The following is a 13134-nucleotide window of genomic DNA, read 5'->3' as shown; positions in this document are numbered from 1 at the left end:
TAACTGGCTTATCAGCCACGCGCATTGGCGAGGCGCCTGAAGTGGTTTAGGAGGAACTCCGTACCCGTCAGGCTTGCCAGCACGACGTCAGCCCCCGCGTCCTGCAGCTCCTGGCCGGTATGCGCTCCGGTGGCGACCGCGACGATCTCGGCTCCGTTGCTCAGCGCCGCCTCGACGTCCCGGGGAGTGTCACCAACCAGCACCACAGGAGTTCCGGCGGAAACGCCGTACGCCGTACTCACGCGACGCTGGGCTACAGCCACGAGTTCCTTCCGCTCCGGGTCGTCCGCGCCGTACGCCCCGACAGCCAAGTCCACCAGGCCATCGAGGCCGAACGCTGCCAGCTTCGTCCGGGCGTTGGCCGCGATATTGCCGGTCAGCACGGAGGAGATGAACTGGCTCTCCTCAGCCACCGCCGAAAGCGTCTCGCGTGCGCCAGGCAGCACGTGACCCCGACGTCGGATCTCATCCAGACGCTCGCGCCCTGCGGCCTCCAGCGTGGCCTCCACGATGTCCCAGCCGGGCGACGTCCGACCGTGTCGGCGGAACATCTCGCCCATGATCAGGCGATCGGTGCGCCCCTCGGTCACAGCAGGACTGCTGGGTGGATACCCCGCCACCGCCTCGAAGGCAGCAGCGTAGATCTCCTTGCTCACGCCTGCGTTGTCGATGAGCGTGTGGTCGATATCCCACAGAATGATGAGGGGCATTCGGCAAGCGTAGGCATTGCCGGAGCGCTCCGCCGGCTGCCGTGCGTCCCAGGACGTCCTTGCGAGTCCAGTCGTCCTCCGCTTGGATATCGCCTGTGAACGAGCGACTTCGCTCCGTACTCGCTCAGCGCGGCGTCTCCCCTGAGGGGCTCGCCACCGTCTGCGAGGTGGACCCCAAAACCGTGACCCGCTGGTTAGGCGGACGCGTCCCACACGCGCGCCACCGCTGGAACGTTGCGCACCACCTGCGGGTGGACGAGACGTTCCTGTGGCCTGAGCCGCGGGCCAGGGCCGGCCAAGCCACGGAGCCCCGCGGGCCCGGTCTTGTATCCACCTACCCCGATCGTGCGAGTGTCCCTCGGGAGATGTGGCTGTCCCTCCTGCTGGAGTCCGTGAAGCAGATCGACGTCCTGGTGTTCTCGGGGACGTTCTTCGCCCAGTCGAACCCCCGAATCGCCACGATGCTCGCCCAGCGCGCGGCGGACGGAGTTCAGATCCGGCTCTGCTTCGGCGACCCGCGGGGCCAGGCCGTGATGGTCCGAGGTCGCGAGGAAGGCATCGGAGATGCGCTCGCGGCGAAGGTCCGCGCCTCCCTCACCTACTACCGGCCGTTGCTGGCAACGCCGGGCTGCGAAATCCGGCTGCACGACACCACCCTTTACAACTCGCTGTTCCGGTACGACACGGACCTGCTGGTCAACCCCCACATCTGGGGCCAGCCCGCGAGCGCGAACCCCCTGCTGCACCTTCAGAAAGCACCCGAGCCAGGGTGGTTTGACAGCTACGCTCAGAGCTTCGACGCGGTCTGGAACGGCGCACGGCCGTGGACCGACAACGCAGAGGGGGCCCAGTCGTATGGCCGGGAGGACTGAGTACTACGGCGATCCGGCTGCCCCGGCGGCCAACTCACTGGTACCCGCGAGCAACCTGCTGGTCGAGGACGCGGCCGGCGCTATCCTTCTTCAGCGCCGACGCGACACCGGCCAGTGGGCACTGCCGGGCGGGAAGCAGGACATCGGAGAGTCGGCCGCCGACTGCGCGGTGCGCGAGTGCCTCGAGGAGACCGGCATCGTCGCCGAGATCACCGGCCTCCTCGGGGTCTACTCCAACCCCGCGCACATCGTTGTCTACAGCAGCAACGGCGAAGCCCGCCAGCAGTTCGAGGTCACCTACATCGGTCGGCCCGTCGGCGGTGAGCCGACCGTCAACGACGAGGCCGACGGAGTGCGCTGGGTCCATCCCCGCGACCTGGACGACTACGACGTCCACCCGAGCATGCGCCAGCAGATCGGCGACTACCTCAGCGGCAAGTACCCCTACCTGGGCTGAGCCAGGCCCTTCACAACAGCTGCGAGCAGGGCCTCGGTACGGGCGGCCGCGGCGTGGATTTCAGGCTCAGCTAGCCGGATGAACCGGCCCACGATGCTGTCGTCGCCGTATCGGCCGAGGATCTCGGCGAGACGGGCGGCCGGGGTCGTCAGCTCACCGGTTGGGGTCGTCGTCATGTCGCAGTAGACCAGGGCGTCCACCAGCACCCGGTCCTCGGGCACCGGGAACTCCCGCTCTAGATCGCCTCGAAGCCCTCGCTCCTCGGCCTCCAACAGGGCGAACGAGTGGTTTGCCACCAGCCTGGTCAGGTGCTCGTCCGCTCCGTGGCTGTCGCGCAAGAACCGTGCGCCGTCGAGCGGGTGGAAGCCCGTAGCGGCCAACCGAGGCGCGTAGCCGACGTCATGGAGCACTGCGGCTGCGGCCAACAGGTCGGCGGCGCGGCCGAGGGCTGGAGCCAGACGAGATGCTTGCCGCGCTACCCCTTGGGAGTGCGCCCATCTCTGCGGCAGGCTCACGGCAAGCTCCCGGACCGCAATCTCTTCCGCCCATCCGGACAGCAAGTCATTCACAGTGTCCTCGATTCTTCGCGTGCCAGACCTGGTCGAGCACGTCGGCTGTCGTCGCCCCGTACAAGTGTGGTGTGACACCGGCTTGCGGCGCCCCCGCTGCGAGCGCGGTGCGGGTTCCGGCTCGGCGGCCAGCCTCGATGTCACAGGCGGAGTCGCCGACCATCCAGGACTGAGCCAGGTCGAGGTCAAGGTCGTGGGCGGCTTGGGTAATCATCCCTGGGGCGGGCTTTCGACATGCGCAGATCGTACGAAAATGGGCGACTGAGCCCTCCGGGTGGTGGGGGCAGACGTAGATGCCGTCCAGCCGGACGTTCTCGTGGGCCAGGAGCTCGCCGAGGTGTTCGTGCATCGCGGCCAGGTCATCCTCATTGAACAGCCCACGCGCGAGGCCGCTCTGGTTGGTGACGACGAGCAGGGCGACGCCGTCGTCCTGAAGAGCGCGCAGTGGTGGTCCGATGCCGGGCGAGAGAACGAGGTCGTCAGGATGAGAGGGGTAGTGGCGGGGTTCGGTAAGTGTGCCGTCCCGGTCGAGGAATACTGCATGGCGTCGCGCGGGCGGTCCGCCAGTCTCTCGTTTCACGCACGTGCCTTTCTACCGGAAGAGCCGGAACAGCTCGGCCACCCGCACCTCGGTGTCCCGCAGGGAGAGCGTCGGCCGGCTGGGCAATGCCTTGTCGAGTGTGGTCATGTCCGCACAGGTGAAGTACTGGTAGGCGGCCGGGGCCAAGTTCGGTACCAGCTCGGCGAGTAGCGGCTGGCCGGTCGTCTCGCGATGCAGGCGGGCGCACCACTGCGCGACCTCCGCGAAGGACACGGCGAAGCCAGCGCCGAGGTTGTAGACAGCGGCCGGCACCGGCGGCATTGCGGTGGCGAGTTGGACGATGGTGGCGGTGACTGTCTCGACCGGGATGTAGTCGCGGGCGGCGGTCAGGGAGTCGTCGAAGATGCGTATGTGCCCGGTGCAGGCGGCCTGGCGAAGGAGCTGGGACAGGATCGAGGCCATCGGGCCTTTGTCGGTCTCGTCGGGGCCGACCACGTTGGTGTAGCGCAGCCCAACCCACTCCAGGTCGGCGGCGTACCGGATGCGCATCTCCTGGTCGAGGGCGAGCTTGGATGCCGCGTACGGGTTGAGCGGGCCGGAGCAGCGGCCGGTGTCGGTGTCCGCGTCCTCGGTGATCGGGGTGCGGTGGTAGAGGGTGCCGTAGACAGAGTGCGAGGAGGCGTAGATCAGGCGGGTGCCGCCAACGCGACAGGCGTCGGCGAGGCGGAGGGGCCCCGCTGTGTTGGTTTCCTCCAGCTCGGGACCGGCCGGAGCGCGGGTGTCGCTGATGCCGGCCTGGTGCACGACCGTGCCATACCGGCCGGCGGCGATTTCGGCGAGGAGAGCAGGGTCGGCGAAGTCGCCGCGCTGCCATCGGGCCGCGCTGGCGAGATGGCCGGGGGCGGGGCGCAGGTCGATGGCGGTGACCTGGTGACCGGCGCGGTGGAAGGCGGCCACGGTGTGCCGGCCGATGAACCCGGCTGCCCCTGTGACCAGCACGTCGTCTTCTTGGATCACCGGGTGCCTGCCTGCTGGGCAAGCCGGTTGATCCGGGTGGTGGTGGAGTGGCCGTCCAGGTAGGGAACGGTGACGACTTCGCCGCCCCAGCTCTCCACGAGGTCGGCTTCAGCGATCCGCCGGCCCGAGTAGTCGCCGCCCTTGACCCAGATGTCGGGGCGGAGTTCGGCCAGCAGCTTCTCGGGGGTGTCCTCGCCGAAGACGAGCACGCCGTCCACGCAGTCCAGGGCCCTCAGTAGGGCGGCGCGCTCGTGCTCGCCGACGACCGGCCGGTCCTCGCCCTTGAGTCGTCGGACGGAGGTGTCGCTGTTGACGCACACGACCAGGACGTCGCCCAGGCGGCGGGCCTGGGCCAGGAGAGAGAGGTGTCCGGCGTGCAGGAGGTCGAAGCAGCCGCCAGCGCCCACAACCTTCCCGCCCCGTGCCCGTACGCGCGCGGCCAGCTCCAGCGGACCGGGCCAGCCGTGAGACGGCGGGGTGGTCAGACCGGCGGGGCCGCCGGCTCGAACATAGGCCGTTGCGGCGTCGACGGCTGCGGCCACGGCATGGGAGGGCAGCCGTCCGGTGCCGAGCATCACGGCCGTGGTGACCGCCAGTTGGTCGCCGGCCCCGCAGGTGTCCCCGGTGGCTGGGCGAGCCGGGAGAACAAGGGGGTGGGCGTCGGGGTCGGCGACCAGGACCGCGCCGTCGCGGCCTCTAGTGATGGCGACCTGCTTGACCGGCCAAGCGGTCAGCAGGCGTAGGGCCCGCGCGGTGTCGCCGCCGAGGTCATGGGGCTCGTTGCCGCCGGTGAGGAGGAGGGCTTCGTCCGTGTTCGGGACGGCGAGTGCCGTCCCCGGCACTGGTGCGGCGCCCTTGGGGTGTGGGTCCCACAGCAGGGGGCGGCCGGTGGCAACGTTGGTGAGGGCCTGGCGGAGTTCGTCGTGGGAGGTGATGCCGCGCCCGTAGTCACAGACCACCACAGCCGCGGCTTCCTCAAGCCGGGCGCGGACAGTGTCGGGGAGCGGGCCGAGCTGGAGCGGGTCGGCCGGGGTGTCGAAGCGGAGCAGGGTGCGGTCGGCGGCCCGGACACGGGTTTTGACGGGGGTGGTGCCGCTGGTGGCGAGGTCGATGACCTCGACGCCCGCCTCATCCAGAAGTGTGCGGACCCGCGCCCCCGGCGCGTCCTGTCCGAGGCCGCACACGAGGGTGACGTGCCAGCCCGGCTCTCGGGTGGCCAGGACAGCGGCCAGCCCGGCGCCGCCCGGCCGTTCGGTTGAGCGGCTGTCCGCGATGACTGGGACCGGGGCCTCCGGGGAGAGCCTGTCGGCCGTGCCGGTGATGTCGCGGTCCAGCAGCACGTCACCGACCACCACCAAGCGCCGCACGCCCTCAAGCTCACCGCCCCCGGAGGCGGCCGGTTCGGTGAGGTGGGAATCGACGGCGGCGCACAGGACGTGCACGGCCACCAGGTGGCATTCCTGAACGGTGGCGACCTCGGCGGTGTCCACGCACACGGCTCGGTCGGCGGCGGCGGCGAGCGGGTTCGGTGCCGGGCCGGTCAATGTCCAGACGGTGAGATCGAGTTCCCGGCCCGCCTTCGCGGCGGCGAGCACGTTGGGGCTGGTGCCAGAGGTGGAGAGCAGAAGTAGGACGTCGCCGGGCCGACCGTGCGCGCGAACCTGCCGGGCGAACACCTCGTCCGGGCCATAGTCGTTGGCGATGGCGGTCACCGATGAAGAGTCGGCATGCAGCGCGATGGCGGACAACGGAGCCCGCTCGGCGCGGAAGCGGCCCACCAGCTCGGAGGTCAGGTGCTGGGCCTCGGCCGCGCTGCCGCCGTTGCCGGCAACCAGCAGCCGTCGGCCTGCGGGCAGCCGGTCGGCGAGGATCCGGCCCCATTCCTGGAGACGGCCGACATCGAGCAGGGGTAACGCGGCGGCGAGCGCCTGTATGTGCGCGCGGCCCGGCGGGGTCACAGTCAGCTCCTTCGAAGGACAGGGGTGGGAAGGTCAGGATGGCGGCCGGGTGCTGGCGCTGGCTGGCTGGCGCCAGCACCCCGCTGGCTCAGGAATCGTTCGGCCGGCAGCGGGCGAACAGCGGGCCGTACGCCGTCAGGGCCTGATCGCGCTCCAACAGCGGGTAGTCCAAGAGCTTGTTGATGATGCGATGCTCAGCGAGGAGCCGCTCGGTCTGCTGGAGCAGCACGGTGTCACCGAGTTCGGTGAGGTGGACACCGTCGCTCCACACCCCGCCCGTGGCGTCGTCGGTCGGCACGTGGCGGGCAACCGCGGTGAACGGGGTCCACACGTCGAGGAACAGTGTGCCGTGCGCGGCAGCCGCTGTTCGGGCTGCCTCGTTGTAGCGGGCGAGTTCGGCGTTCATCTCCGTCACGGTGCCGGGGGCCTCGACGGGCCCGAACGGGGTCTCGCTGACGACGACGACCTGACGGGAGTAGCCGGTCAGTTGCTCCAGCATCGTGTTGATGTGCTGGGTGTACTCGTCGAGGTCGACGGCCTCGGACAGCCGACCCTGGAAGCGGCGCCAGACGTCGTTGATGCCGCAGCCGAGGAAGGTCAGGTCGTAGTCGGTGCCGGTGGTGGCCCGGTCGGTTTCCACGATGGCGGCGATGTCGCGGCTGGTGGCGCCGCCCTCGCCCAGGTTATGGACGTCGAAGGCGACGTGGGCATGGGCGGCGCGCAGCGACAGAGCGAGACGGTGAACCCAGCCGCGCTGGTGCCAGCCCTCGACGGTGACCTTGGCGCCGATCTCGGGCAGGTTCGCCTGCGTGGTCATCTGCGTGTTGAAGGCTTCCAGATGTTCCATGATCGACGTGCCGAAGAACCCGATGGTCAGGGTGCGCCGGTCCTCGCGCGATGCGGGAGCGCCGTCGAAGTGTCGGCGGACGCTGGCGGGGACGCCTGCGGCGACGGTGTCGGGGGCCATGCTGTGGGAGACAACCGCGTTCGCCCCGATCAGGGAGTTGGCTCCGATGCGGACCCCGGCGGTGACGGTGACTTTGTTGGAGAGGGTCGCGCCGGGCTCGATGATGATCGGGGCGGCCTCGAAGCCGGACGCCCACGGCACGAGCTGTCCGGTGGGCACGTTCGCGGCGGAGCGCTCGCGGTGGTTGTGGTCGTGCAGGTCGACCATGTTCGACAGGGCGCAGCCGTCGCCGAGGCGGATACCGGTCATGGCCGAGATGAAGGTGTGTTCTCCTATGGCGACGTCGTTGCCGATGGCGACGGTGGCGCCGCGGTGAACCTGGATGGTGGAGCCGCGGCGGATCGAGACCCGGTCGCCGATCGTCAGGTGCGCGTCGGTGTCGATCTCGATGATGAGGTCGTCGGGTAGGTCGCAGTCGGCCCCGATGGTGAGCGCCCGGCCGTGCTCGGCGCTCAGCCGTTCGGCGACGGTCAGGTCAGGGGTGGTCGTGCTGGTCATCGCGAGTTGGTCCTTCGCTTGCTGCGGATGAGGGCCAGAGGCCGGGCTTCAACGTACCGGCTGTGAGCGCATGGTGTCGGACAGTTAGCTGGGGCGTTCCTTACGGACGAGGAACGGTCCGATCGCGAGCATGTCCAGGGGGCTGGCGGCGAAGGTGGCGACCGCGTCGCGGGGCGTGCATACGATCGGCTCGGCCTCGTGGTTGAAGCTGGTGTTCAGCAGCGCGGGTGGCCGGCCGGTCTGCTCGGCGAACGAGGCCAGCAGCCGCGCGTACGGATCGGCGTCATCGCGGACTACGGTCTGCGGGCGCAGCGTGCCATCGGTGTGCACGGCGGCCGGGATCAGCTCCCGTGCGGCGTTGGTGGCCTGCCGCGCGACGATCATGAACGGGTGCGGCGTGCTGGTGCCGATCAGGTCGCGCGCGGCCTCCTGGAGGAGGACCGGGGCGAGGGGCCGCCAGGGCTCCCGGTGCTTGACGTGGTCGTTGATGTGGTCGCGGGCCTGGGGGTTGTGCGCGTCGGCGAGGATGCTGCGTCGTCCGAGCGCGCGGGGCCCGGCCTCCATGCGGCCCTGGAACCAGGCGATGGTGCGCCCGAGCGCCAAATGCCCGGCCACCAAGGTCGGCAGGTCGTCGCCGTGGTCGCGGAAGACAAGGCCGTAGTCGTCCAGGACGGTGCGGATGGCACCCGGGGCGAAGGCGGGGCCGAGGGCGGCGGTGGTCATCGCCGGGCCCGGCAGGGCGAGATCGCCGCGGCGCTGCGCGACCTCGAGCGCCGCGCCGATGGCACAGCCGGCGTCCCCGGCGGCCGGCTGGACAAACAGCTCCTCTACCCCGCGAAGTTGGGCGAGGCGGCCGTTGGCGGAGCAGTTCAGCCCCACCCCGCCCGCCACGCACAGCCGGGACGTGCCGGTGAGGGTGAGGGCTTCGCGGGCCAGCTCGGCCAGGCACTGCTCCAGCAGGTGCTGGGCCGAGGCGGCGAGGTCGGCGTGTTCCGGCAGGTAGCCGGTACCGGGCACGACGCGGCCACCGGCGTAGGTGCGGTCGCGACGGTGAGGTGGAATCCCGAGGTCGGTGTAGGCGGCGGCGTACGCCTTCTTCAGGCGCCCGTAGTACCGCAGGTCGGTGTACTGGTCGTCGACCGGCTCGTCGGGGCAGATCCCGTAGCGGGTCAAATCCAGGTGATAGCCCCCGGGCCTGGGGGTGAGAAAGTCCAGGGCGTAGCGGTCTGCGCGGCCATAGCCCGCCAGGCCCATGAGCTTGCCAGAGCTGGTCCAGTCGCCGAGCCCAAGATGCTCGGCGACGGTCTCGTAGAACCAGCCCAGCGACTGGGAGAAGGGGAACTGGCGCAGGAGCTTCAGCCCGTCGGCGGTGCCGTGGGCGAGGGTCGCGGAGATGCCGTCGCCGGAGCCGTCGACCACCAGCACGGCGGCCTCCTCGAACCCGGAGGGATGGAACGCGGACGCGGCATGCGCGAGGTGATGTTCGATCACGATGACCTGGCTGGGCCGGTGATGGCCGAACAGGGAGGGGTCGAGTAGTTCGGCGATCAGCTCGGCGTCCCTGCAGGTCTCGCTCGGAGTGGGCCAGTTGGGGTTGAAGGCGATGGCGATCTCGTCCACCTCGGCCAACGTGATGCCTGCCTCGGACAGGCAGTAGGCCGCTGCCACCGCGCAGGATCGGGAGTCCTTGTGGTGCTTGCGGCGGGAGAATCGCTCCTCCTCGGCGAAGGCGACGATCCGGCCGTCGATGACCAGGCAGGCGGAGGCGTCGTGGTAGTACGGGCCGCCCAGCCCCAGCACGATTCCCAACGTGGTGCTCCTTTCGTGGTCGCTCAACACCGGGCGGTGCGGGGCTGGTTCAGACAGTTCTCAGGTGGCCGAGGGTGGCTTTGAGGACGGTCGGCGGGTCGATGGCGTCCATGCAGCCGCCAACGCCGCCGCACGCGACCTGATGGGCGCATGGCGAGCACCCCAGGGTCGAGCGCAACGCGGTCACGTTCGCGACGTGCTTGGGGATGACCTCGGCGCCATTGCTTGGTCCGAGCAGCAGCACGGTCGGCTTGGCGTGTGCGAGGGCGAGGTGGAAGCCGTAGGAGTCGCCGGTCACCACCGCGTCGACGAGGCCCGGCAGCGCGGCGGCCTCCTCCAGGCTGAGCGGCGCGTACGCGACCCGGGATTCGTCGGCGCCGCGCGTTCGCAGGTGGCGTACCAGGTCCTCGCATGCCTCCCGGTCGGCTGGTCCGCCGAGGACGGCCAGCTGCGCCCCGTGATCCAGCAGGGCGTCGGCGAGTTCGGCCCAGTGCCTTGCTGGCCACAGCTTCGTGGTCAGCGACCCGCCGAGGTTCAGGCACACCCGCGGCCCGGTGCGCTCGCCGAGCAGCCCGGCCGCCCGCCGCCGGGCGGCCTCCGGTACCTGGAGGACGTAGGGCTCGCCGGCGTACTCGTATCCCGCGACGGCGAAGTACAGCTCGGTCCACGTCTGCTGGTTGGTGAGGGTGCGGTAGTCGTTCCAGGTGTTCTGCCGGAAGAACTGCACTGCGGCCTCGCCCATCGAATACAGGGCGTGGTGAGGGCCGCCGAAGGCAAGCCCGGCCTTGTGCCCGGCGTCGATCCGGTCGACCAGCGCCGCCGCCGACGGGGTCCGCTCGAACGCGAACACGGCATCGAAGTAGCGCGAGGGCAGCTGGGCGGCAGCCTGCCAGTCGTGGACGAGTACCTCGTCGACGAACGGGTTCATCCGCGGGATCGGCGCGTTTGCCTCGTCCACCAGCCAGGTGACATGCGCGCCGGGGTGCTCGTCGCGGATCCGCTTCGGCAGCGGGGAGGCGATGAGCATGTCCCCCAGCAGGCCGAGCATCACGATCAGCACCCGGAACTCGACCGGGTCATGGTGCGGGCAGCCATGGCAAGGGCGCCAGTGGCGGCAGGGCATCCCACCGGCGAAGTGTCGGCAGTCCGGGCGGATCTCGAACGTGCCAGTGGTGTGCACGGGCCCGAGGAAGACGCCCTTGCCCGGGACCTGCTCCGGGATCACGCCCCACCCCCGATCCCGATCGCGGCAAGGGCCACGCGCAGGACGTGCTCGTCGGCGCTGTCTGGCCTGTGCGCCTCCACCAGAGCCTGGGCCCGCTCCGCAACGGCGGCCGGGTCCTGGCCGTCGCGCAGCACGGCGGTGACGATCTCGGCCAGCTCGTCGATTCCGGCAGTGCCCATCCCGGCCCAGGTGATCTCCTGCACACCCAGGCGCAGCCCGGCGTCGGCGGTGATGTGTGGCAGCGGGATCGCGTTGACGACGATCCCGGCCGTAAGCAGCCGGCGGGAGGCTTCCTCGGCGTCCATCAACGGCGCGATGTCGATCCACAGCTGATGGCAGTCGGTGAAGCCGCCCTTCTCCCCGCACACCGTGAACCCGCGCTCGGCCAGGCCCGCGCCCAGGCGGCGGGCGTTGATGATGGTGGCCGCCGCGTACGCCGGGCCGCGTTCGTCCATCTCGGCGGCGGCCACGGCCAGGGCGACGACGTCGGCCGGATGGTGGTGGGAGACGAAGTGCGAGGCGTGCTCGTCCAGCCGAGCCGCGATCCCCGGGTCATTGGTGGCCAGCAGGCCCTTGTGCGGGCCGGGGTACGTTTTGTGGGTGGAGCCGCCGAGGCTGTCCGCGCCCTCGGCGAGCGGGTTCTGCCAGGCGCCGCCGGCGATCAGGCCCAGGGTGTGGGAGGCGTCGTAGTGGATCACTGCCTCGGGGCCGACCACCTCGCGCAGCCCCGGCAGGTCCATGGGAAACAGGCACATGAACGCGTCCAGGTACACCAGCTCCGGCCGGGGCCCGGTGCCGAGCCGACGGGCGAGGGCGTCCAGATCGAGTGTGCAGGTGGCCGGGTCGACCGGCAGGTCCTTCATCCGCAGCCCCAGCCGAGTGCCGATGAAGCGGGTCGAGCCGTGGCCGCCGTCCCGCTCCGCCAGGTTGAACGCCGTCGCCCCGGGGCCGGCCAGCGCGGAGAGCGCCACCGTCAACGCCGACACCCCGGAGGTCGGCTTGAGGTTCACGAACTCGGCGCCCAGCTGCTCACCGAGCCGCCCGGCTACGGCCCGCTCGATGCCGACCAGATCCTGCTGGCCCGGCCACGCCCAGTTCTCGCCTCCGCCCTCAGGCCCGGGGAAGGCGTACCGGACCGCAGCCTCCATCAGGTGCGGCACGCGGGCCCCGAGCGACAGCCCGTTCTCACTGGGCACCAGGTGCAGCCGGTGTCGGTCGACCTCGTGGTGGGCTGCGGCCTGCCATAGGACGGCGAGCGCGGCGGGTGGGGTCTGTTTCACGAAGCGGTCTCCTGGTCGTCGAGGACGAACGGCAGCGGGTCGATGGGGGCCTTGGCGGGCCGGTAACGGATCCAGACGGGCGGGCCGCCGGGCAGCCTCGGAAGACCCCGGCCCAGGGCTGACGCCACGACGGTGAGGGCCATCAGCTCGGCGAGCGGCCGGCCCAGGCAGGCGTGCGCGCCTCCGCCGAACGCCCACAGCCGCGCCCCCTGGGCCTGCCCAGCGAGGAACCGCCCCGGCCGGAAGGAGTGGGGCTGGGGGAACACCTCGGGGTCGAAGTGTCCAGCCGACGGGGAGTACGCCACCCGCGTGCCCGCCGGGATCCGGTGGCCGCCCAGCACCACGGGGCAGACCGCTTTCCGCATGGCCAACAGGTTCGGGGAGTGCAGACGCTGTGTCTCGGCGAGCACCGCCCGCAGCACCGGCAGCCGGTCACGCCCGACCAGCAGCTCCGGCCGCGCCGACACCAAGCGGGCCTCCGACGCCGCGAGCGCGGCGTGCTCCGAGTTGCCCGCCAGCTCCACCAGGCACCAGGTGACCAGGCTCGCCGTCGTCTCCCGCGCCGCGATCAGCAGGGCCAACAGGTGATCCTCCAGCGGCCCCACCGCCCCCGGAGCGCCCTCGAACGCGGCCACCAGGCGGACGAGCGCCGATCCCGGACATCCGCCCTGTGCGGCCTCGGCGGCCCGCCGGACGAAAAGGGCATGCAAGCGCCGCCGCGCCACGCGGCCCGCCCAGTACCGGTCGGCCGCGAATCGCCGCAGCCCTGGCGTGGCACCGGTTGCCGCGACGAACCGCTCGAAGTCCGTGGTGAATAGCGCCGCGTCCGGGTCCCCGGGGGCGATGCCCAGCAGCACGCGGGCGCTCATCGCGCCGGTCGCCTCGCGCGCCGCCGCGTACAGATCCCCAGCGCCCTCGTCGGCCCACCGGGCCGCCACCGGTTCCGTCACCTCCAGCAGGGCCGACAGGTAGCCAGGCAGCGCCCGCCCGGACAGCGCGGGACGCAGCAGGTGCCGGGCCTCGCTATGACCGTCCCCGGCAAGGTTGAACAGCGCCCGGCCGAACAAGTCGTGCACCAGCGGAGTGTTGAGCACCTCCAGGCAGCCGCGCTCGGCCGCGAACAGCTCGCCCAGCCCGGCCCATGTACCCACCAGCACGGTGTCGGTTCCGTCAACCGTCATCCGGAACACCGGCCCGTGCCGTCGGTGCCCCTCATCCAGGACGCCCACCG

General features: G+C 70.9%; 12 protein-coding genes and 1 pseudogene. 2 read left to right on the top strand and 11 right to left on the bottom strand.

Annotated elements, in window-relative coordinates; all coding sequences use genetic code 11:
- Positions 1 to 11: 11 nt before the first annotated feature.
- The gene (locus AA75_RS42245) at positions 12 to 710 is read right to left on the bottom strand and encodes an HAD family hydrolase (protein WP_033825817.1); all 699 of its coding nucleotides are present in this window, start codon (positions 708 to 710) and stop codon (positions 12 to 14) included.
- 95 nt (positions 711 to 805) lie between these two features.
- On the opposite strand from AA75_RS42245, the gene AA75_RS42240 reads away from it, so the two are divergent.
- Both AA75_RS42240 and AA75_RS42235 read left to right on the top strand, forming a co-directional pair.
- Complete coding sequence (locus AA75_RS42240) at positions 806 to 1582, top strand: transcriptional regulator (protein WP_033825816.1); 777 nt, start codon at positions 806 to 808, stop codon at positions 1580 to 1582.
- Positions 1566 to 2039: an NUDIX hydrolase gene (locus AA75_RS42235; RefSeq protein WP_033825815.1), complete on the top strand. Its 474-nt coding sequence runs from the start codon at positions 1566 to 1568 to the stop codon at positions 2037 to 2039. Before AA75_RS42240 ends, AA75_RS42235 begins: the two co-directional genes overlap by 17 nt.
- On the opposite strand, the gene AA75_RS42230 is transcribed toward AA75_RS42235, so the two are convergent.
- The 10 genes and pseudogenes from AA75_RS42230 to AA75_RS42190 all read right to left on the bottom strand — a co-directional run bounded on the left by AA75_RS42230 (position 2027) and on the right by AA75_RS42190 (position 13084).
- Entirely contained in the window at positions 2027 to 2608 is a 582-nt protein-coding gene (locus AA75_RS42230; protein WP_033825814.1) for an HD domain-containing protein, read from the bottom strand. The two genes, AA75_RS42235 and AA75_RS42230, sit on opposite strands and share 13 nt — an antisense overlap.
- Entirely contained in the window at positions 2601 to 3188 is a 588-nt protein-coding gene (locus tag AA75_RS46780) for an HAD-IIIA family hydrolase (RefSeq protein WP_082527244.1), read from the bottom strand. The genes AA75_RS42230 and AA75_RS46780 overlap by 8 nt, the downstream gene beginning before the upstream one ends.
- 12 nt (positions 3189 to 3200) lie before the next feature.
- Entirely contained in the window at positions 3201 to 4148 is a 948-nt protein-coding gene (locus AA75_RS42220) for an NAD(P)-dependent oxidoreductase (RefSeq protein WP_033825813.1), read from the bottom strand.
- Positions 4149 to 4162: 14 nt separating this feature from the next.
- On the bottom strand, positions 4163 to 5599 hold the full coding sequence (rfaE2, locus tag AA75_RS42215; protein WP_368666639.1) for a D-glycero-beta-D-manno-heptose 1-phosphate adenylyltransferase: 1437 nt from the start codon (positions 5597 to 5599) through the stop codon (positions 4163 to 4165).
- Positions 5573 to 6046: pseudogene (locus tag AA75_RS51310) on the bottom strand (SIS domain-containing protein); the annotation flags it as partial. The pseudogene AA75_RS51310 and the gene rfaE2, both read right to left, overlap by 27 nt.
- Positions 6047 to 6212: 166 nt before the next feature.
- Positions 6213 to 7589, bottom strand: a complete 1377-nt coding sequence (locus tag AA75_RS42210) for a GDSL-type esterase/lipase family protein (RefSeq protein WP_033825812.1) — start codon at positions 7587 to 7589, stop codon at positions 6213 to 6215.
- Positions 7590 to 7673: 84 nt separating this feature from the next.
- Complete coding sequence (locus AA75_RS42205; protein ID WP_233289447.1) at positions 7674 to 9389, bottom strand: carbamoyltransferase C-terminal domain-containing protein; 1716 nt, start codon at positions 9387 to 9389, stop codon at positions 7674 to 7676.
- 58 nt (positions 9390 to 9447) lie between these two features.
- Positions 9448 to 10623: a glycosyltransferase family 9 protein gene (locus tag AA75_RS42200; RefSeq protein WP_033825811.1), complete on the bottom strand. Its 1176-nt coding sequence runs from the start codon at positions 10621 to 10623 to the stop codon at positions 9448 to 9450.
- The gene (locus AA75_RS42195) at positions 10620 to 11903 is read right to left on the bottom strand and encodes a hypothetical protein (RefSeq protein WP_051740775.1); all 1284 of its coding nucleotides are present in this window, start codon (positions 11901 to 11903) and stop codon (positions 10620 to 10622) included. Before AA75_RS42195 ends, AA75_RS42200 begins: the two co-directional genes overlap by 4 nt.
- Positions 11900 to 13084: a cytochrome P450 gene (locus tag AA75_RS42190; RefSeq protein WP_158515665.1), complete on the bottom strand. Its 1185-nt coding sequence runs from the start codon at positions 13082 to 13084 to the stop codon at positions 11900 to 11902. The genes AA75_RS42195 and AA75_RS42190 overlap by 4 nt, the downstream gene beginning before the upstream one ends.
- Between the last annotated feature and the right edge of the window lie 50 nt (positions 13085 to 13134).

The sequence above is a fragment of the Kitasatospora sp. MBT63 genome, assembly GCF_000710465.2.
Taxonomy (GTDB): Bacteria; Actinomycetota; Actinomycetes; order Streptomycetales; family Streptomycetaceae; genus Kitasatospora.
Note: the sequence above shows the minus strand (reverse complement) of the source record. Positions and strands in the feature narration are given on the sequence as shown.